Source organism: Chryseobacterium sp. 6424, assembly GCF_003692615.1.
In the GTDB taxonomy this organism is placed as follows: domain Bacteria; phylum Bacteroidota; class Bacteroidia; order Flavobacteriales; family Weeksellaceae; genus Kaistella.
Genome location: NZ_CP023540.1, coordinates 2,222,079 through 2,243,562, shown reverse-complemented (window position 1 = coordinate 2,243,562; position 21,484 = coordinate 2,222,079). Strand labels below are relative to the sequence as shown.

General features: G+C 44.1%; 20 protein-coding genes. 17 read left to right on the top strand and 3 right to left on the bottom strand.

What is annotated here, in order from left to right; genetic code table 11:
* Positions 1-54: 54 nt before the first annotated feature.
* The 7 genes from CO230_RS10505 (at position 55) to CO230_RS10475 (ending at position 8,108) form a co-directional block, all read left to right on the top strand.
* A complete protein-coding gene (locus tag CO230_RS10505; protein WP_122028554.1) occupies positions 55-2,673 on the top strand; it encodes a valine--tRNA ligase in 2,619 nt (872 codons plus the stop codon).
* Between the two features lie 15 nt (positions 2,674-2,688).
* Positions 2,689-3,327, top strand: a complete 639-nt coding sequence (locus CO230_RS10500; RefSeq protein ID WP_122028553.1) for a DUF4241 domain-containing protein — start codon at positions 2,689-2,691, stop codon at positions 3,325-3,327.
* A gap of 99 nt (positions 3,328-3,426) precedes the next feature.
* The gene (locus CO230_RS10495; RefSeq protein ID WP_122028552.1) at positions 3,427-4,320 is read left to right on the top strand and encodes a ribokinase; all 894 of its coding nucleotides are present in this window, start codon (positions 3,427-3,429) and stop codon (positions 4,318-4,320) included.
* 97 nt (positions 4,321-4,417) lie between these two features.
* Entirely contained in the window at positions 4,418-5,260 is an 843-nt protein-coding gene (locus CO230_RS10490; RefSeq protein WP_122028551.1) for an alpha/beta fold hydrolase, read from the top strand.
* A gap of 164 nt (positions 5,261-5,424) precedes the next feature.
* A complete protein-coding gene (locus CO230_RS10485) occupies positions 5,425-5,994 on the top strand; it encodes a cob(I)yrinic acid a,c-diamide adenosyltransferase (RefSeq protein ID WP_122028550.1) in 570 nt (189 codons plus the stop codon).
* Positions 5,984-6,616 (top strand): thiamine diphosphokinase, encoded by a 633-nt coding sequence (locus CO230_RS10480; protein WP_122028549.1) that lies wholly within the window; start codon positions 5,984-5,986, stop codon positions 6,614-6,616. Before CO230_RS10485 ends, CO230_RS10480 begins: the two co-directional genes overlap by 11 nt.
* A gap of 100 nt (positions 6,617-6,716) precedes the next feature.
* Positions 6,717-8,108, top strand: a complete 1,392-nt coding sequence (locus CO230_RS10475; protein ID WP_122028548.1) for an arginine decarboxylase — start codon at positions 6,717-6,719, stop codon at positions 8,106-8,108.
* A 209-nt stretch (positions 8,109-8,317) separates the two neighbouring features.
* On the opposite strand, the gene CO230_RS10470 is transcribed toward CO230_RS10475, so the two are convergent.
* Positions 8,318-8,977, bottom strand: a complete 660-nt coding sequence (locus CO230_RS10470) for an HAD family hydrolase (RefSeq protein ID WP_122028547.1) — start codon at positions 8,975-8,977, stop codon at positions 8,318-8,320.
* A gap of 56 nt (positions 8,978-9,033) precedes the next feature.
* Positions 9,034-9,243 carry a DUF5808 domain-containing protein gene (locus CO230_RS10465; RefSeq protein ID WP_122028961.1) on the bottom strand — a complete coding sequence of 70 codons (210 nt, stop codon included), beginning with the start codon at positions 9,241-9,243 and terminating at the stop codon, positions 9,034-9,036.
* A gap of 123 nt (positions 9,244-9,366) precedes the next feature.
* On the opposite strand from CO230_RS10465, the gene speB reads away from it, so the two are divergent.
* Complete coding sequence (gene speB, locus CO230_RS10460) at positions 9,367-10,221, top strand: agmatinase (RefSeq protein ID WP_122028546.1); 855 nt, start codon at positions 9,367-9,369, stop codon at positions 10,219-10,221.
* Between the two features lie 108 nt (positions 10,222-10,329).
* Here the strand turns inward: speB and CO230_RS10455 are convergent, their stop codons facing one another.
* A complete protein-coding gene (locus tag CO230_RS10455) occupies positions 10,330-12,186 on the bottom strand; it encodes a CocE/NonD family hydrolase (RefSeq protein WP_122028545.1) in 1,857 nt (618 codons plus the stop codon).
* Between the two features lie 62 nt (positions 12,187-12,248).
* Between CO230_RS10455 and CO230_RS10450 the strand changes: the two genes are divergently transcribed.
* The 9 genes from CO230_RS10450 (at position 12,249) to CO230_RS10410 (ending at position 21,471) form a co-directional block, all read left to right on the top strand.
* A complete protein-coding gene (locus CO230_RS10450) occupies positions 12,249-12,866 on the top strand; it encodes an alpha-ketoglutarate-dependent dioxygenase AlkB family protein (RefSeq protein WP_122028960.1) in 618 nt (205 codons plus the stop codon).
* A gap of 129 nt (positions 12,867-12,995) precedes the next feature.
* Positions 12,996-13,475, top strand: a complete 480-nt coding sequence (locus CO230_RS10445; protein ID WP_122028544.1) for a BON domain-containing protein — start codon at positions 12,996-12,998, stop codon at positions 13,473-13,475.
* Positions 13,476-13,481: 6 nt separating this feature from the next.
* Entirely contained in the window at positions 13,482-13,901 is a 420-nt protein-coding gene (locus CO230_RS10440) for an SH3 domain-containing protein (RefSeq protein WP_122028543.1), read from the top strand.
* Positions 13,902-14,027: 126 nt separating this feature from the next.
* Positions 14,028-15,278, top strand: coding sequence for a dicarboxylate/amino acid:cation symporter (locus tag CO230_RS10435; RefSeq protein WP_122028542.1), 1,251 nt, complete (start codon positions 14,028-14,030; stop codon positions 15,276-15,278).
* A 36-nt stretch (positions 15,279-15,314) separates the two neighbouring features.
* Positions 15,315-16,625, top strand: coding sequence for a branched-chain amino acid transport system II carrier protein (gene brnQ / locus CO230_RS10430; RefSeq protein WP_122028541.1), 1,311 nt, complete (start codon positions 15,315-15,317; stop codon positions 16,623-16,625).
* Positions 16,626-16,708: 83 nt separating this feature from the next.
* Positions 16,709-17,812, top strand: coding sequence for an Mrp/NBP35 family ATP-binding protein (locus CO230_RS10425; RefSeq protein ID WP_122028540.1), 1,104 nt, complete (start codon positions 16,709-16,711; stop codon positions 17,810-17,812).
* 42 nt (positions 17,813-17,854) lie between these two features.
* Positions 17,855-18,088 carry a NifU family protein gene (locus CO230_RS10420; protein WP_122028539.1) on the top strand — a complete coding sequence of 78 codons (234 nt, stop codon included), beginning with the start codon at positions 17,855-17,857 and terminating at the stop codon, positions 18,086-18,088.
* A gap of 150 nt (positions 18,089-18,238) precedes the next feature.
* Positions 18,239-19,099, top strand: coding sequence for a BadF/BadG/BcrA/BcrD ATPase family protein (locus CO230_RS10415; protein WP_122028538.1), 861 nt, complete (start codon positions 18,239-18,241; stop codon positions 19,097-19,099).
* 77 nt (positions 19,100-19,176) lie between these two features.
* Positions 19,177-21,471, top strand: a complete 2,295-nt coding sequence (locus CO230_RS10410) for an NADP-dependent malic enzyme (protein ID WP_122028537.1) — start codon at positions 19,177-19,179, stop codon at positions 21,469-21,471.
* Positions 21,472-21,484: the final 13 nt, after the last annotated feature.

The window sequence follows — 21,484 nt, the reverse complement described above, 5'->3', positions numbered from 1 at the left end:
CGGATATTTTTTTATTTGCCTATTTTTGCAAGAATAGACTAAGAACAGATTTTTATGCAGCTTTCAGAAAAATACAGTCCCAAAGAAACCGAACAGAAATGGTATGCTTACTGGCTGGAAAATAACTACTTTCATTCCGAACCCAACGAGAAACCTCCTTATACCATCGTAATTCCGCCACCGAACGTGACCGGGATTCTGCACATGGGTCACATGCTGAACAATACGATCCAGGATGTACTGGTGAGACGCGCCAGAATGCAGGGCTTCAACGCCTGCTGGGTGCCGGGCACAGATCACGCATCTATCGCCACGGAAGCTAAAGTAGTAGCAAAACTTAAGGAAGAAGGCATCAATAAAGCGGATATTTCCCGCGAAGAATTCCTGAAACATGCATGGGAATGGACCGATACCTACGGCGGAACCATTCTGGAACAGCTCAAAAAGCTGGGCTGCTCGTGCGACTGGCAGCGTACACGCTTCACGATGGAACCGAAAATGTCTCAGCAGGTCATCAAATCTTTCGTTGATCTATACAACAAAGGTCTGATTTACCGCGGTTACCGCATGGTAAACTGGGATCCCGAGGCAAAAACAAATATTTCTGATGAAGAGGTGATCTTCAAAGAGCAAAATGGCAAACTTTATTACTTAAAATATAAAGTCGAAGGCTCGGAAGAGTATATTTCAGTAGCCACCACACGTCCCGAAACCATCTTTGGCGATACCGCTGTATGTATAAATCCACAGGATGAGCGCTATTCACATTTAAAAGGGAAAAACGTTATCGTACCCATCGTGGGCCGCGCTGTTCCCCTTGTTGAAGATGAATATGTGGATATAGCGTTTGGTACCGGTGCATTAAAAATTACACCGGCACACGACATCAATGACTATGAAATTGGGCAGAAATATCAACTGCAGGTTATCGACTCTATTGATGAAGACGGAAACATGAACGCCCACGCCCTGCATTACGCCGGCAAAAACCGTTTTCAAGTAAGAAAACTCATCGCAAAAGAACTTGATGAAAATGGTTTACTGCTAAAAGCCGAAGATTACATCAACAAAGTAGGAACTTCCGAGCGGACCGGTGCCATAATTGAACCTAAAATTTCGGTGCAGTGGTTCCTGAAAATGTCGGAAATCGCTAAACCCGCACTTGATGTAGTGATTAACGATGAAGTAAAATTTCATCCTGAAAAATTCAAGAATACCTATAAATACTGGATGGAGAACATCCGTGACTGGAACATCTCGCGCCAGCTTTGGTGGGGACAGCAGATCCCGGCGTACTTTTTTGGGGAAGGCGAAAACGATTTTGTAGTGGCTGAAACCATTGAAGAAGCGCTGGAGCTTGCAAAAGAAAAATCTAAAAATCCGAATCTTAACATGTCCGATCTCAGACAGGATCAGGATGCGCTTGATACGTGGTTTTCTTCGTGGCTGTGGCCAATGTCTGTTTTTGACGGACTTATTGATCCTGAAAATGAGGATATTAATTATTACTATCCAACCTCGGATTTGGTAACCGGTCCCGATATTATTTTCTTCTGGGTGGCCCGGATGATTATGGCCGGAATCGAATACCGCAAAGAAGTTCCGTTCAAAAATGTGTACTTCACCGGAATAGTTCGGGATAAGCAAAGACGCAAAATGTCGAAATCGCTGGGTAACTCGCCCGACCCGATAGAACTGATCGAAAAATACGGTGCGGATGGTGTTCGTGTGGGTATTCTGTTAAGTTCCGCCGCTGGAAACGATCTTCTTTTTGATGAAGAACTGATGCTTCAGGGCCGGAATTTCGCCACGAAAATCTGGAACGCTTACCGCCTGATTCAGGGTTGGAATAAAGATCAGAACGTGAAACCAAACAAATCGGACGCACAGGCGATCGAGTGGTTTGGCCAGCAAATGAATAAAACCATCACTGAAATTGCCGACCAATTCGAAAAATTCCGGATTTCTGATGCGCTGCATCTCGTTTACAAACTGGTTTGGGACGATTTCTGCGCATGGTATCTGGAAGCGGTGAAGCCCGCGTTTGGCCAGCCTGTTTCGCAGGAAGTTTACGATCAGACGATTGCTTATTTTGAGGAATTGATGAAACTTCTGCATCCCTTCATGCCGTTCTTGTCAGAAGAACTTTGGCAGAACATCACACCCCGAAATGCGGATAACGCATTGGTAATCACGCAACAAAGCAAAGGTGGCGATTTCAGTAAGGAGGTGCTGAATAATTTTGATCTTGCAAAAGACATCATTTCCGGTGTACGGAATTATCGCCAGAGCAAAGGCATCTCTCCACGTGAATCTGTTGAAATCTTCACTAACGCAGAACATTTCGAGAATGAAGATTTAGTGAAAAAATTAGCCAATATTTCTGATATTCATTACGCCCAGAAAACGGATAAACCGAGCTTTACCTTCCTGATCGGTTCCAGTGAGATCTCCATCCCGCTCAGCGAAAACCTCGATCTTTCAGAAGAAAAAACAAAGACTGAAGATGAGATAAAATACCTCAAAGGTTTCCTGATTTCGGTGGATAAGAAGCTTTCCAATGAAAAGTTTGTAGCTAATGCAAAACCAGAAATCGTAGAGGCTGAGCGCAAAAAACAGCGCGATGCGCAGGAGAAAATTGCACTTTTAGAGGCGAAACTGAAGACTTTATAATAATTAAAACAAAACATGACTCACCTCGAAAATATTGCGAAGCTTTTTAGCAAAGATTTTGTCGAAAGCCCACTGATCGAAACTTTTGATGGCGGCAAAATTCATCTTCCGACCGGTCATCTGGTCGCCTGCGATCCGTTGCTTACCAATGATATGCCGGCTTTTACGCAGCCATTCCCAGTGGGTGACTACCCGCTTCATGTTCATAAAGAGCGCGAAAGCAACTGCATCGCTTATATAGAAATTGTTTTCAGTAACAATATGGTAAAATCTTGGCAACTGGCAACTACAGAAGGGCAGCGCGTGGCTGAGCTTGGTAAGGACGAGATATTCGGTTATCCCGTAGAAAGCGGCATGGGCTGTTTTATGGATGCCGATACCCAACATGAACTGAGCCGGCTTGAACAACGTATTTTCAAAAGAAAAGGGGCTGATTTTATGGGGATTTATGAAGAATTCTTCCATGCTCATTTTTTTGATGAGAACGGTGCCATCGATCAGTTTGCGGTCTTAAAACCTTCTGATACAAAACCAGGCAGCATTTTTGCTTTTGAGACAGGGTATGGTGAAGGGTTTTACGGGAGCTATATTGGCTACGATGCTGAGGGGAAACCTGTAAAAATCATCACCGAATTTATCGAAATCGGCAGTTGACGCGCTTTTGCGAAGATTTTTGTTTCTCTTAGAAAAAGAATAGTTTTGTTACGCCACATCCCATTTTATCAGGCAGATTATTTTAATTAACCGTTCAACATGAAAATCACCACCGAGCAACCCAAAATTATAGTCGTAGGCAGTTCGTCCATTGATTTGGTCCTCAGTACAGACCATATTCCCAAACCCAACGAAACCGTGATGGCAGAAAAAGCCGAAAGTTTTTTTGGGGGCAAAGGGGCCAACCAGGCAGTGGCAGCCTCGCGCCTTGGTGCCAGCGTGTATTTTATCGGGTCTGTAGGTATGGATCCTTTTGGGCAGCAGATTCTCCGGAATTTGGTGGATGAAGGGGTAAATGTAGGCTTCGTGGCAGAAACAGAAGATGCCGCTACAGGTACGGCTTACGTCACTTCGTCCGAAGGTGTGAACTCCATCGTCGTAGTACCCGCGTCGAACTCTTTTTTACGGCCAAAACATGTCGCTGAAGCCGAAAAATATTTTGCATCCGCTGATTTGGTGCTTATACAACTCGAGATTCCGATGGAAACAGTGGAGTTTGCGGTAAGTCTTGCAAAACGGTACGACGTAAAAGTAGGCATCTATGCCGCGCCGGCGAAGAAACTCTCCACAGAGGTGATTGAGGCCAGCAGCTTTATCGTGGCCAAAAGTAATGAGTTAACCACTGTTTTTGGGGAAGAACAGCGAGAGGAAATCCTTAAAAAATTCCCGAACCGGCTTTTCGTGCGCGATGATTCTAATTCCACCACTTACTATAACGGCTCGGAGATGAAATACCAGCGCAACGACCACGATTCGGTGCTTCACAAGATGGGCATGGGCGACGCTTTTACCGCAGGTTTTGCGATTGCGCTGTGCCACGGCAACACCATTGATGATTGTGTGCAGTTTGGTAATGATGTCTCTTTAAAAGTGACCAAGAACCGTGGGTCGCAAAGTGGTTTGCCTTACCTGAAAGATTTTGATGAAGAATAGAAAAACTGTTTCTAACATAAAGTTTAAACTTTTTTATGCCCTTAATGGTCTAATGATATTTAAATTCACTTTTCAGAAGTGAATTTTTTATTTTAAAATGAAAGAACTCGTCCTTATTTCTGCTGGTGGCGCACCTATCTCCGTGAAGATTTTCGAGCCTGAAAAATCTCACGGGAAACTATTGCTTATAAATTCCGCTACCGGTGTCAAGCAACAACTATATTTCGGTTTCGCAAAATATTTGACAGAGAACGGCTTTACAGTCATCACCTACGATTACCGTGGTATTAGCGAATCGAAACCTGCTAATATCAAGAATTTTGAGGCTTCCATGCGGATTTGGGGCGCGCAGGATTTTAGAACCATGACGGAATATGTGGCGGTGCATTACAAAAATCATCAGAAATATCTTTTGGGACATTCTGTTGGCGCCCTAATCCTGGGTATGAATCCTGACGCCACGATGTTTGATAAGTTTGTATTTGTGGCCACCCAAGATGCGTACTTCCGGAATCTTAATTTTCGGATAGCCATGCTCGGGTTGTTCGGGTTTGGTTTGCTGCTGCCCGTACTTACGGCAATCTTAGGATATTTTCCGGCACAATGGTTCGGTTTAGGCGAATCTCTGCCAAAAGGGGTAGCGCTTGATTGGCGAACCTTGGTTATTCACCGCAAATCCACGGGGCGACTTTTTGCTAAAAGTGCCGGCGATTATTCCGATGATCTGCACCAGAAAACCCTGGTCGTTTATGCGGAAGATGATACGTGGGTAACCATGAAAGGGATGGAAAGCCTGATGAATAAAGGTTACCCGAACCTTAAAAAGCAATACCGTAAAATCCGCGTCAGCGAATCGCCAGAAAAAGAGATCGGGCATGTAAATTTCTTCAGGAGTTATAATCGTGACCTCTGGACGATTGTACTAGAGGCTTTTAGCTAAAGCTAGAAAATTTCCTGAATATTTACGAAAAATTTCGAGAGGCCGAAATTTCTAAAAATATGACAGCAATAGTCAAATTTACGATCAAAACTTTTCAAAATGCGCATTAATGCAAGCCTTACAGCTATCTTTAAAATCCTTAAATTTACATCAAAGTAAAGCCGATGAAAATTTACACCAAAACCGGTGACAAGGGCGAAACCGCTTTGTATGGCGGTACGCGCGTATCAAAAGCCTCTGCCAGAGTAGAATCTTATGGAAACATTGATGAACTTAATTCATTCATAGGGTTTGCAAAGGCTGAAATTAAAGATGAGAAAGTCATCAGTCAGTTAAAAAAAATCCAGTTTGATCTGTTCACTTTGGGTTCAGAATCTGCTACACCAACCGATAAGCTAACTTTGGCGAACGGAAAATCCAGACTTGCTTTAATGATTTCTGAAAAAGAGATTGAAGAACTAGAAAGCTGGATGGATGCGTATGAATCGGAACTGGCACCTTTGCAGTTTTTCATTCTGCCGGGTGGCGGAAGAGCGGCCACTTCGCTGCATATCTGCCGAACGGTTTGCCGCCGGGCCGAGCGCAGCCTTGTTTTTCTGAACGAAACCGAAACAGTACGCCCGGAACTCATCAAATATCTCAACCGCCTTTCAGATTACCTGTTCATGCTGGCCCGATACGTTTCTAAAACATATGGCGAGAAAGAAGAATACTGGAATCCGAATGAACGATAAAGCGCTGCTTTTCATTAATGGGGTACCACCAAGTACGATCCCGAATTTTGAAGGATATGGTTTGATCGCGTGTTCCGACGGGGCATTTCATTATTTGAAGAAGTTGGGTTTCCCTCTGAAGAAGCTGGCGTTTATTTCCGGGGATTTCGATTCACACAGCGGCACCGATGAGTCACTGGCTCAGGATAAATTTATTTACACGCCCGACCAGGATAAGACCGATTTTCATAAATCACTCGAAATCATCCTCTATCGTGGGTATAAAACCGTGGATGTATATGGCGGAAGCGGTGGCGAGATGGATCATTTTTTGGGGAATCTGCATACGGCACTGGCTTTCAAGGATGCATTAGACATTACATTCTATGATGAATTTTCGCGTTATTTCTTTGCGCCTAAAAATTTAGTTTTAACGGAGATGAAAGGTCGGTTGGTATCGCTATTTCCGGTTTCGGTAGCTTCAAATATCAAGACGGAGGGGCTGAACTGGGAACTTAATGGGGAGGATTTATCGGTGGATAAAAGGATTGGTACACGAAATTTTGCGTTGAAAGACAAAGTAAGCGTGCAGTTTTCGGGGGGAGAACTCGTTGTATTTGTCGGTCATCAGCCGATGGGGTAATTTTTCCGAGATTAGCTTATAGAAACCAACTTTTTTCACCAATTTTGCAGTTTATTTTTCAACACTGTTTTTAACATTTAAATACCACAACTTTTTTAGAATGAAAATTAAATATTCAGAACTTATCGACCAGACTTTGTATTTCCCGACAGAAGAATTTAATGTTTCGGAGAATACACTGCAATTTCACGATATACCTCTGATGGATGTGGTAGAACGGTTTGGCACCCCTTTGAAGTTTAATTATCTCCCGAAAATCTCTACCAATATACAGCGTGCGAAAGCGTGGTTTAAAGAAGCCATCGAGAAGAATGATTATAAAAAAGGTTACCGTTACTGCTACTGCACAAAATCCAGCCAGTTTGCCTTTGTACTTGAAGAGGCTTTGAAAAATGATATTTCGATAGAAACTTCGTCGGCGTACGATATGGATATCGTAAAATCGCTCTACGACAAAGGAAAATACGATAAAGATGTCGAAGTAATCTGCAACGGATTCAAGACTGATGATTATCTGCATAAAATTTCAGAACTCATCAACAGTGGTTTCCAGAATATCATTCCGGTACTCGACAATTACCGGGAACTTGACAAGCTTACCGAAAGCATTGATACCACTTTCAATATCGGCATCCGAATCGCTTCCGAAGAAGAACCGAAATTTGAATTCTATACCTCGCGGCTTGGTATCGGGTATAAAGATATTATCCCGTATTACAGCCAAAAAATCGCGGACCACCCCAATGCGCGCCTCAAGATGCTGCATTTCTTCATCAATACCGGGATAAAAGATACCGCGTATTACTGGAACGAACTTTACAAATGTCTTCGCGTTTACGCCAGGCTGAAAAAGATTGCGCCAGAAGTAGATTCACTCAATATTGGTGGTGGTTTCCCAATCAAAACCTCGCTGAATTTCGATTACGATTACCAGTATATGGTAAACGAAATCGTATCGCAGATCAAAAAGTTCTGTGAGGAAGAAGGCGTTGAAGAACCACATATCTATACCGAATTCGGTAGTTTTACGGTCGGGGAGAGTGGCGGGAACCTGTACAAAATCATCTCACAAAAACGCCAGAACGACCGGGAAAAATGGAATATGATCGACTCGTCTTTCATGACCACTCTGCCGGATACGTGGGCCATTTCGCGCCACTTTATCATGTTGCCGCTGAACCGCTGGGAAGATACCTACGAACGTGTCTTCCTGGGTGGATTAACCTGCGATTCAGATGATTATTATAATTCCGAGCAGCATACCAACGCGATTTATCTACCGGTTTTCAGTGACACCAAACCGCTTTATATCGGATTTTTCCATACCGGCGCCTATCAGGAAACGATCGGCGGTTACGGCGGCGTTCACCACTGCCTGATGCCTCAGCCCAAGCATATTCTCATCAATAAAGACGAAGAAGGCAACTTTACGTATGAAGTTTTCCGCGAGGAACAGCGGCCGGAAGATGTACTGAAATTATTAGGATATTAAAATTAAGGAGCAGCCGCGGGTTGCTCCTTTTCAATTTTTGTCCCGCTCTCCACTGTATCTTTTACTGCACTGCATTCCGCAAAAGGATGCCGTTAAGATCGGGGCTAGAATTTCAGGCGGTTCTGCTTCCGAAGATTTACAAAATAGCTTTTTCGGCGCTCGCTTCGCTCGCGCCCAACCTCTCCTTACAGCTTTCTTTCATTGCAGCCTCAGAAAAACCTTTGGATTTTCGGTAACTTCAGGTGAGCAAAATCCTCCACCAGGATATTGGCCAGTTCATAGTTTTGGTCCTTAGAATGTGGACTTTTGTAGGCAGCACAAAAAATTCCGGCTGCGTGTGCCGCCATAATGCCGTTCGTAGAATCTTCGATGACCAGGCAGTTTTCTGTTGGTTCGCCGGCCATTTCTGCGGCTAGCTGAAAAATCTCGGGATGAGGTTTAGATTCCTTCAAGTCGGCACCGCTGATTTTCCCCGAAAAATATTTCTCAAGCCTGAACTTTTCAAAGACCCAGTTGATGGTGTTCATGTGCGCGGAGGAAGCCAGGATAACTTTCAGGCCGTTGTCGAAATAGTTTTCGATAAGGTCCTTAACGCCCGGCAGAAGATCAAAATCCGCATCATGGTCAAAGTAATGCTTAAAATATCGGCGTTTTATCGAAGCTAACTCTTCATGTGTAGAATTCAGACTAAATTTCTCAACAAGTGTCGTGCAGACTTTCTGTGTAGAAGCACCCGTGAAACTGGTGTAAAGTTTCTCAGAAACCGAGATATTCAGGTCCTCGAACATTTTAAAATAGGCTTTGCGGTGCAGCGGTTCGGTGTCTACAATCACCCCGTCCATGTCGAAGAGTATCGCTTTTAAAGGCATATTCAGAATTTGCGCAAAGGTAGAAAAAGCGCTCTGAAATTTTTAAGATGAAAATTTTATTGGTTTGCTTCGATGAACCAGATCAAACCAAAGAAAAAAGCTAATGCCACCACCAAAGCAAGTATGGATTTCCAATTGGCGAAATTCACAGTCCAACCCATCCAGGGCTGTCGTTTAGGCGGAAAAATCCGCTTATCGTTTTTGTTGTAGTAGAAAACGCCCCAAATCCAGTTGGTTGAATCGTTACTAAAGTTATTCGTTTCCATCTTTTTAGGTTTGACTAAAGTTAAGAATTTTCCCGGAATTATCCAGCCGCGAAAATGGCTTTCATTTACAATCTGTTTTTTATCTTTGAGCTTTGAAATTTTCAATCTAAATTAAAAATCAAAATGCAGACATACGCAGGAATTCCGGAAGAAAACGCCACCCTGGAAAACTCAAAAGTGATGCTCGTGACGGTTCCTTATGACGGAACCTCGACCTGGGGCAAAGGAGCCGATAAAGGCCCGGAACTTTTCCTGGATGCTTCTGAGAATATGGAGCTTTTCGACATCGAAACCCGTACCGAACCTTATCTGGAAGGTGTTTATCTGGCAGGCGAAGTTTCCGAAAACTCCACGCCGGAAGCGATGACGGAAGCGGTTTACCAAAAAACCAAAGAACTTTTGAAGCATGAGGACAAACTTTTCACGCTTTTCGGTGGTGAGCATTCAGTTTCCATCGGTTCGATTCGTGCTGTGGGTGAAAAATATGAGAACTTAACTGTTCTTCAGCTTGATGCTCACACCGATTTAAGACCTGAATTCCACGGATCAACTTCAAATCATGCCTGTGCGGTTTATGAAGCCAGCAAAAAACACAATCTCGTTCAGGTCGGAATACGTTCTATGGATGCCGAGGAAATGGAACATGTGAATGAAGAGCAATGCTTTTGGGCGCATGAAATCGCGACTAACCCAAACTGGATCGATGATGTGCTGGCAAAAGTGTCTGGGAATGTGTACATCACCATCGATCTTGATGCGTTCGACCCATCAATCGCGCCATCCACCGGAACACCGGAACCGGGCGGCCTGCAATGGTATCCAACGCTGGAACTCCTGAAAAAAGTTTTCGAAAAATGCAATGTGGTGGCCTTCGATATCGTAGAACTGATGGATTCGCCAATGGCCAAGCCAAGTGCTTTCCTTGCGGCGAAACTTTATTATAAAATGTTGGCTTACCATCATATCTCAAAAAGATAGCTTGCTCCAGCTCGAAGATAGCATCCATAAAAAATGCTTTCCGGTCAGGGAAAGCATTTTTTATGGTCTTATAATTTACACTTTAGAAGTGCAAATAGAGATTACAAGTTATTTTAAAACATCCACCTCCAAAGAACTGTCCCCGAAAACTTTGATGAACGCTTTTGTGTAATCTTCTTTGGTGGCGAAATTTGGATTATCCATGAATTTCTGAGGGTTTACAGCAAACAGCGGAAACCAGGTGCTCGAAATCTGAATCTGGATTTTATGACCTTTCTTAAATGTGTGCACAACGTCCTGCAGACGGAAGTTCACCGCAGTTTTTTGGTTCGGAACAAGCGCTTCCGGTTTTTCGCGTGAGTTGCGGAATCTTGCAGGCATTATTTCGCTGCGTACCATCTGATGGTAGTTTCCGTAAACGACGCCGTCTTTCTTTTCCGCCGGTTTAAAATCTTCTGGGTAAACATCGATAAGTTTTACGGCAAAATCCGCGTCGTCTGAAGAAGAAGCAATATTAAGTTTAGCCAAAATTTCACCCGCGAAAGTGATGTCTTCTGTTAAAACATCGGTTGTAAAAGTAATTACGTCCGGACGCCCAACAGCAAACCGCTGGTCTTCACTCATGTAATTCCGGGGCGTGAAACCGTTGAAGTCTTTGATTTTATCTGAACTCAGAACCGGATTGTGCGGATCGCTGTAATATTCGGATACTGAATTGCCTGCACTTTCTTTCAGTGTGCCGTCGGCTAAGAAAAAATTGACTTTTTTGGCATTTATGGGAGGGTAAACATCAAATTCTTTCCACTCTTTCTTTCCGGTATCGTACATCATGGCTTCGGGTAAACCGGCGTCGGCTTTGGGATTTCCTTTTAAATAATGACTGAAGAATTTTGTTTCCAAATTTTTCTGGTAATAAGTTGCGATGCTGTCGCCAAAGTAAACCTCGTTGTGGAAGTGCTTTCCGGTTTCGCGTGCCCACGCGCCATGTGAGAAAGGTCCCATCACGATGGTGTTCTTGGCTTTTGGGCTGGTTCTTTCAATGGTTTTATAAATATTTAAAGGCCCGAACAGGTCTTCGGCATCATACCACCCGCCTACGGTCATCACAGCGTGTCTTACATTTTTAAGGTGTGGCAGCAGGCTTCTTTTCTGCCAGAATTCATCATAATTGGGGTGGTTCATCACCTCGGTCATAAAGAAATTGTCTTTGTAATATTTCTCATACCCGTCTTTCAGCGTACCCATGTCTCGGTAGAACTTCAGGCCATCTTCTGATGTAGCCTTAATCATGCTGTCGCTGTACCAGGCTTTGTTTTCGGCTTTGTTTTTCTGTACGCCAAAAACCGGGAAAGTCCTGAAATAGCCGAGCATGAACTTTCCGTTGTGCAGAAAATCATCATTCCAGAAATCTGAGATCGGAGCTTGTGGCGAAGAAGCTACAAGTGCCGGATGGTCTGCCAAGATGCCTGCAGCGGTATAAAATCCCGGATAGGAAGTGCCATATTGGCCCACTTTCCCATTGTTGTTTCTTACGTTCTTCAGCAACCATTCGATCGTATCATAAGTATCCGTACTTTCATCGACGTCTTTTTTGGTTTTGCGTTCCACCTGAGGTGTCATATTGGTGAACGTACCTTCGCTCATGTATCGGCCACGCACGTCCTGATAAACAAAGATGTACTTGTCATTCATTAAAAATTTATTAGGGCCCAGCGACGCGCGGTATTCGTTTTCGCCGTAAGGAGCGATGCTGTAGCAGGTGCGTTGCATGATGAACGGGTATTTCTTAGACTTCGAGATGTCTTTTGGAATGTAAATCGCAGTGAATAACTTCACCCCGTCGCGCATCGGGATGTAAACTTCCTGTTTGGTGAAGTTTTCCTTCACAAAGGTATTGTCCGGCACCGTTTGAGCAAAAACCGAGAGGAAACAAAACAGGAGAGCAAATCGCAGAAATTTTTTCATGAATGATAATTTTGCCCGAAAGTATAAAAAAGATTATAAATTAACTAACAAATTGACTGATGATGCGTTTATTTGATAATAGTGCGGACCCAGACCTAAACTTACTGCCACGTGACGGTACCGTGAATTATTACGGGAAAATCTTATCTACAGAAGAAGCGAACCGTCTTTACGCTCTTTTAATGAAAAACATTGCATGGCAGCCTGATGAGGCAATAATATTGGGAAAGAAAATAATCACGAAGCGTAAGGTAGCCTGGTACGGCGACGAAGCGTTTTCTTACACCTATTCCAAAAGCACCAAAACCGCACTTCCGTGGACGTGCGAACTTCTCGAACTTAAAGCATTGACGGAAGGAAAAACAGACGAAAAATTCAACTCCTGCCTGCTGAACTTTTATCATTCCGGCGAGGAAGGCATGGCTTACCATAGTGATGCAGAGAAAGATTTAAAGAAAAATGGCGCAATCGCATCAGTAAGTTTAGGAGCGGAACGTAAATTTGTTTTCAGACATCAGGCTACCAAAGAAAAAATGGAACTGTTTTTGGAGCATGGCAGCCTGCTGGTAATGAAAGATGAAACGCAGCGCTTTTGGCAACACCGTTTGCCACCATCAAAAAAAATTACCACCCCCAGAATCAACCTTACGTTCCGGATTATCGAACGAGGTCATGATTAAAAAGGGTCCTAATTTTGCTTCGAAAAAGCGAATTGTACAGTAAATGCCGAAATTTCTTATCTTAACCGGTGATTTTATATGACTTATATCATTAAATTTGAATACCTATTAACATTAAAATATTCAACTATGAAAAAAACAATCGCAATGGCGGCTTTAGCGCTTGCAGTATCCTTCGGGTCTGTAGCCTGTAAGAAAAAAGTGAGTGATGCAGATCTGCAAACGCAGGCCACTACTATTGTTACTGCTAACCCAAATGCCTCTGTAGAGGTAAAGGATGGCACCGCACACCTTAGCGGAACCTTTGCTGATGAGGCTTCACGTAACCAGATGATAGCTTCGCTGAAAGCGATTCCTGGCATCAAGGATGTGATGGACATGTCAACTATAGAAACTGCACCAGTAGTCGAAACAGTTTCAGCTGTTGATCCAGAAGTTCAGCAAAAAGTTGCGGATGCTGTGAAGGATTTCCCATCCGTAAATGTAGAAGTCGTGAATGGTGAACTTACCCTGACCGGGAATGTCTCGCCAGAACAGGCCCGTAAAATAAAAATGTCTGTTGATGCACTGCAAGTAGGAAAAGTAAATTATAATTACACAGTAAAATAGTTGGTTATGAATACATTACAGAATAAATATGCGAGCGTGATTTCTGCCGCACAATCAGCGGGCATCCGTAACCTTCAGATTACAGAGCAAGAAGGGATTCTTTATATCTCTGGTGATGCCTCATCCAGCGCCGCTAAAGATGCGGTGTGGAACGCTTTAGGAGCGATAGATACGACCTATACCGCCTCAGATATTAACCTGAACGTCCAGATTACTGGCCTCTCTACAGGAACTTCACTTCGGGTGGAGACCGAAAGCTCTAACCTAAACATCCGCCAGGAGCCTTCTACAGAAGCCGCTGTTACAGGTAAAGTAGCAAAAGGTGGAAACGTAACACTGGTAGAACAGACTTCTGATGACTGGTGGAAAGTTCGGACTGCCGACGGTAAAGAAGGTTATGCCTACTCGCGTTACCTGCGCGCTTAATATTTAAGATATTTTATTTACAACCTCTGTTTTTTCAGAGGTTTTTTGTTTGCTGTGAACGCAGGTTGGCTATTGCAATAACTAAAAAAAACTATATTTGTAGCGCTTACATTTTAAAAATAATACATGAAAGGTCAAAACAAACTGTTTATCGCCATTGTGATTTCATTAGTGATAGGTGTTATCATGGGCGGTATTGTTCATACCCAATTTCCTGAAAATGCTGAAGGCTTTGCCACCAACATCAAACTTTTAGGAACTGTTTTCATTCGTTTGGTGCAGATGATTATTGCTCCGCTCGTATTCACAACCCTTGTAGTGGGAATCTCTAAGATGAGTGATATGAGGATGATTGGCAGGGTAGGGTCCAAGGCCATGCTCTGGTTTATTACCGCCTCGCTCGTCTCTTTACTCATCGGGCTTGTCTTTGTAAATTGGTTGCAGCCGGGTTATGTGATGCAACTCCCGATACCTGCCGCAGATGCAGGGGGTGATGTAGTGGCGAATAGCCAAGGCCTTTCTCTGGAGCAGTTTGTGAAGCATGTGATCCCCAAAAGCCTCTTTGAAGCCTTCGCTACCAATGAGGTTTTGCAGATTGTAGTATTTTCCATTATGTTCGGTATTGCGTTGGCGAATATGGGCGAGGATTACACCAAACCGATTGTCCGTGCATTGGATATTTGTGCACATGCCATCCTGAAAATGGTAGGCTATATCATGTGGTTCGCGCCGCTTGGTGTTTTAGGCGCTATCGCTGCGGTGGTTGCCACAAACGGGTTCGATATTTTTAAGGTTTACGCTATTTATCTGCGGGATTTCTTCTTCGCGCTCGCTATTCTTTGGATAGTGCTGTTAATTGTTGGATACGCGATTATCGGGAACCGTCTTTTCGAACTTTTAAGAAGGATCAAAGGGCCGTTGCTCATCGCTTTTTCAACAACCAGTTCCGAAGCGGTGTTTCCAAAACTTGTAGAAGAACTTGAAAGATTTGGCTGTAACAACCGAATTGTCTCGTTCATCTTGCCACTCGGTTATTCATTCAATTTGGACGGAAGTATGATGTACATGACTTTCGCGGCCATTTTCATCGCTCAGATTTATGGTATCGATATGACTTTGGGCCAACAGATTATTATGCTGCTTGTACTGATGCTTACCTCAAAAGGTATTGCAGGCGTGCCGCGTGCCAGCCTAGTTATTATTGTGGCGACGTGTACGATGTTCGGCATCCCACCGGAAGGAATTGCCTTGATTCTCCCGATTGATCATTTCTGTGATATGGGACGAAGTATGACCAATGTACTCGGTAATGCACTCGCAACCTCTGCCGTATCAAAATGGGAAGGACAGCTGGATAATCACGGTGGGGATTTATAATTCTTCAGATTCTAAACTTCTTAATATAAAGCTGTAGTGAAAAACAAACTGGGGACAGCAGTCACGCTAGGGTTTGCGCTTTTTGCCATGTTCTTTGGGGCGGGCAACCTTATTCTTCCGCCATTCATAGGACTGAGAAGTGGTGAAGATTGGCTGGCAGCGGTAGCGGGTTTCTTCACTACAGGTATTGTTTCGCCTTTTCTGGGTGTACTTACGGTCGTACTCTTCGGGACTTCATTCACCGATTTGGGGCGTAAGGTAAATCCTGGGGTGGTGTTGGTGCTTACTTTTTTAATTATGTTGTGTATCGGTCCGTTGGTAGCGATTCCCCGTACAGCGGCAGCAACTTATGAGATTGGTATCAAGCCTTTACTGCCGTCTTTCAACAGTATTGTGTTTTCTGTACTATTCTTTATAGTAGTGGTCTTTCTTTCTGCCTCCAAATCCAAGATTGTCGATATTATTGGTAATTTCCTCACTCCTTTTTTAATTCTGGCTTTAGGCATCTTGGTGGTGATGGGCATGATGAATCCTCCGTCAGCCGTGGAGCTATCAACCCTAAATGAGCGAAGCGCGTTTATATTCGCATTTCATGAAGGGTACCAAACGCTTGACGTGCTGGCCTCGGTGATTTTTGCCGGAATCATCATCTCAGCGGCTATTGATAAAGGGTTCACAAACACGACTGATAGGTTCAGAATTACCATTGCGGCTGGTTTGGTCTCCATGATGGCGCTGTTATTTATCTATGGTGGCTTAATTTATCTGGGGGCACACGCTGGGTATCCCCAAGGAGAGGATATTTCCCGAACCGATTTGCTGCTACATATTTCCCGAACCGTATTAGGCCATAACGGGACTATAGTGATCTCTGTCGCGGTTGCGCTGGCCTGTCTTACGACCGCTATTGCCCTGTCTTCCGCGATGGGCAGTTTTCTTGAGCAGTTAACTAAAGGTAAGATGAGCTACAAAGTGGGTGTAATCATTACCTGCCTTGTTTCGGGCTATTTTTCTGTAAAAAGTGTTGATGAAATCATTGAATATGCGGTAGTCGTTCTGGGTTTCATCTATCCGATTACATTTGCGCTGATTCTTACCGTACTGTTTTTCGGTAAGGCAGTAAAGGGCAGACGGCCTTTTGTGGCCGCCGTAATAGCTGCAGCGGTAGTTGCATCGTTCTCCGTATTTGCTCACTTCAATCTTTTTCCATCAGTGGTACAGCAAGTTAATGATATTTTGCCGCTCTCAGAACATCAGTTGGGTTGGTTAATGCCTTCATTCGCGGCATTTTTTATCGTTTGGCTTACAGAGCGTCTGTTTAATAAAGACACTTCAGTCAAATACTGATTGATGTCACCTATTCCTCCTTTTACTCATTCTAAATTACAGAATAAATTGCTTAAATTTGTGGCTAATTTTTACAAGCCATTATGTTAACCAAAGATAAAGTTCAGAATTTTCTGAAAGAGATAGAAGTAGATGATCTAGTACACAACATCCAGGTAATGGGTAATGATGTGTATATTGATATGACTGCCCATTCACCGGCCATGCACGAGAAAAAGAAACTCGAAGCTGCTATGAAACAGGCTTTCGCCTCAGAATTCGGAGAAGAAATCGTACTGAAACTTAAAATTACTTCACCAGAGCCAACCGAAGTACAGCAAAACCTTATCAAAGGGAAGCAAATCCCTGGCATCCAGAATATTATCGCTGTAGCATCAGGCAAAGGTGGGGTAGGGAAATCTACCGTGGCTGCCAATATCGCGGTTACACTGTCTAAAATGGGTTTCAAGGTAGGGCTTCTAGATGCCGATATCTATGGGCCATCCGTCCCAACCATGTTCGATACCGAAGGCGCAAAACCCATCTCTGTAGAAATTGATGGTAAAAACCTGATGAAGCCTATCGAGAATTACGGCGTGAAAATGTTGTCAATCGGCTATTTTTCAGGCGCTAATCAAGCTGTGGTATGGCGCGGGCCAATGGCCAGCAAGGCTCTGAACCAAATGATTCGCGATGCCGCTTGGGGCGAACTAGATTTTCTTTTGATAGATTTGCCGCCAGGTACGGGTGACATCCATTTGTCCATCATTCAGGAAGTGCCTGTAACCGGCGCCGTAATTGTAAGCACACCGCAGCACATCGCATTGGCAGATGTTCGTAAAGGGATCGCGATGTTTCAGATGGAAAGCATCAACATTCCGGTACTTGGCTTAATAGAAAATATGGCCTATTTTACACCCGAAGAACTTCCGGAGAATAAATATTATATCTTCGGGAATCAAGGCGCACAATACATGGCAGAAGACCTGGGTATCCCCGTTTTAGGCGAGATCCCAATCATCCAGAGTATCCGTGAGGCAGGAGATGTAGGCCGCCCAGCCGCACTTCAGGAAGGTTCGGCTATTGCAGACATCTACCTAAAAACCACCCAACAGATGATTGAAAGCCTGGTGGAAAGAAACAAAAACCTGCCACCAACCGAAGCTGTGAAAATCACTACAATGGCTGGCTGTTCCCCAAAAAAATAAAAAAATACAGGTCTTAGCAGGCTGAACGTGAAAATACAGATTATGCAAGAAGAAACAATTAACAGAGTAAAATATGCGCTGGAGACCATTCGGCCTTTTCTGAATAAAGACGGTGGCGACATCGAATTGGTAGAGGTGAAGGAGGATATCGTTTACGTAAAACTACAGGGTAACTGCAACGGCTGCCCGATGAGTTTCTCTACGATGAAACTGGGCGTAGAGAATACCATCAAACAGCACGCACCCGAAATCCGGGAAGTGCTGAATGTGGAGTAATGCCGGTGTAACTTGCCAGATACAGCAGTCCTGTGCGGGGCTGCTTTTTTAATGCCTTTCTTCCGCAGCACTTTTGTAAATAACCCGCTAAAACACCAGCGGTTTTCAAATTAAATTGATACTTTAGCACCTTTAAAACCCTATTGAAATATGATTGCCATTGTAGACGGCGGCTCTACCAAATGTGATTGGGTGATACTTGAAAATTCAGGTAAACTACACCTGAAGACCACTACATTGGGCTTTAATCCGAATATTATTAATCCTGATTTCGTTTCTCAGGAGATTGATAGAAACCAGCAGCTCTATTTCCTCAAAAATCATATCGAAAAAGTGTTTTTCTATGGTTCAGGGTGTGGTACAGCACATAACGCACAGAAAATTGAACACGAGTTTACTCGGATCTTCCCGAATGCTGAAGTCAGCATCAAAGAAGACATGACGGCGGCGGCGTATGCTGCCTACAACGGCGCACCGGCCATAGTCTGTATTTTGGGTACAGGCTCTAACTCCTGTTATTTCGATGGTGAAAAAATCCGGACAGATTTGCCTTCACTTGGTTTTTTAATCGGTGATGAAGGCAGTGGCAGCGCACTTGGCAAACATCTCCTTCGAAGATATTTCATGAAAAAACTCCCGAAAGATCTGGAAGCCGATTTCCGTGCGACCTACAACCTCAGCATTGAGGAGGCACTGAATAAAATGTATCATAATCCTAGGGCCAACGCCTATCTGGGCGAGTTCAATAAATTTATTGCCGAGCGGCGAAAGCATTCCTACTTCCAGAACATGGTGTTTGATGAGATGAAAAACTTTCTCGATTATCAGGTGCTGCCCTATCCCGAAGCACGCGAAGCCGAAATCAATTTCATTGGGTATATCGCCTATATTTACGAAGATATTTTGCGTTCAGCAGCGGCAGAACTTAACCTGAAAGTAGGGCGCGTGGTACAGAAACCTATCGAAAGCCTCGTAGATTATCATAAAAAATATATTCTGAATCTTTCCTGATTCGTCCATTAATCATTAAAAGGCCTCTTGGGCCTCTGCCGGGAAAATCTTTCCGGTTCTTTAAAAATTAATTTATTATGTCAAGTAAAACCAACCGCGACGAGAAAACCTTCAGCCAGGCCGCGCTGGATTATCATCGTACCGAGCCTAAAGGCAAAATAGAAGTCATCCCCTCCAAGCCACATTCCTCGCAGCGCGATCTTTCGCTCGCATATTCACCGGGTGTGGCGATCCCGTGTCTGGAGATTGAAAAAGATCCCAAAGCCGCCTACGAATATACCGGGAAAGGAAACCTGGTAGCCGTAATCTCTAACGGAACGGCCGTTCTGGGCCTCGGGGACATCGGTGCTGAAGCCTCTAAGCCTGTAATGGAAGGGAAGGGCTTATTATTCAAGATTTTTGCAGATATCAACGTGTTTGATATCGAAATCGACGAAAAAGATCCGGATAAATTTATTGAAATCGTTAAAGGAATCGCGCCAACCTTCGGAGGCATCAACCTGGAGGATATTAAAGCCCCCGAGGCGTTCTATATCGAGCAACGCCTGAAAGAAGAGCTGGATATTCCTTTAATGCACGATGACCAGCATGGTACCGCTATTATTTCAGCCGCCGCACTCATCAACGCGCTAGAGATTGCCGGTAAAAAAATAGAAGACATAAAAATGGTGGTGAACGGGGCGGGTGCCGCCGCGGTAGCCTGTACCAAACTCTATCTGGAACTCGGTTTACGCAAAGAAAACGTACTGATGTGCGATTCAAAAGGCGTAATCCATCATCAGCGTGAAAACCTTACCCCTGAAAAATTAGATTTCGTGCGCGAAACTAATCTCCATACGCTAGAAGATGCGGTGGAAGGTGCTGATGTGTTCATTGGTTTGTCTAAAGGGAACGTGCTAACGCCCGAAATGTTGCTTACCATGGCTGATAACCCAATTGTGTTTGGTCTTGCCAACCCCGACCCGGAAATTGAATATGACTTGGCAATGCAAACGCGTAAAGATACCATTATGGCCACCGGCAGAAGCGACTATCCTAATCAGGTGAACAATGTTCTCGGTTTCCCGTATATTTTCCGTGGCGCGCTGGATGTGCAGGCAACCGGTATTAATGAAGCTATGAAACTTGCGGCTGTACATGCCATCGCAAACCTAGCCAAAGAACCCGTGCCGGAAGCAGTAATCTTGGCCTATAACCTTAAGAACCTGAGTTTCGGACGCGAATATTTTATCCCGAAACCATTTGATAACCGTTTGATCACCAGAGTTTCTATGGCGGTAGCCAAAGCAGCCATGAACAGCGGTATTGCAAGCAAACCGATTGTAGATTTCGAAGAGTATGAAAATGCCCTGCTCGACAGGATGGGGCGTGATGAAAGACTCATCCGTATGATGCAAAACCGTGCCCGCTCAAACCCGAAAAGAGTTACGCTGGGTAATGCCGAGGAATATAATGTACTGAAGGCAGCACAGATTCTTCTGGAAGAAGGTATCGCGCATCCTATCCTGCTTGGCGAGAAACAGTACATTAAAGAACAGATGAAGAAATTCGGGATAGAAATTGATGTTCCGATAGTAGACCCTGCCGATGATGACCAGGAAGAGAACCGTAAACGTTACCGGGAAACCCTCTGGCAACTGCGCCAAAGAAAAGGCATGAACGAATATAAAGCCAAAAGGATTGTGCGCCAACGCGATTATTTCGGTCCGCTGATGTTGAAAAATGGGGATACCGATGCGCTAATTGTTGGGTTTTCGAAAAATTACACTTCCGTACTGCGACCGGTACTTGAGGTGATTGAGAAAGACAAAGGCGTGGACAAGGTAGCATCAATGATGATGATCCTTACAGACAAGAAACCGATTTTCTTTGCAGATACCTCGATTATCCAAAATCCAACATCAGAAGATTTGGTGAATATCGCACGCATGTCTGAAAAGGTGGTGAAATCTTTTGCGATAGATCCACGAATCGCCATGCTGTCTTTCGAGAACTTCGCAGCCATTTCCGATACTTCGAAGAAAGTGGCGAAAGCCGTATCTATCCTTCATGAAAAGTATCCGGATATGGTGGTGGATGGCGAAATTCAGCCCGATTTTGCGATGGATGCCGATCATCTTTCAGATTATCCGTTCTCCAAACTCGGTACCAAGCCCGCCAACGTGTTTATATTCCCGAACCTGGAGAGTGCGAATCTTTCCTACAAAATCATCCGTGGGATGAAAGTCGCACAGGTAGTGGGCCCAATTTTAATGGGACTTAAGCAGCCTGTACACGTACTGCAGATGCGTGCCAGCGTAGATGAGATTGTAAATCTGGCGACCATTGCCGTCCTCGATGCTCAGAAGCGCGAAGAAGCCGGCAATAGTTAACGTAAGCGGAATG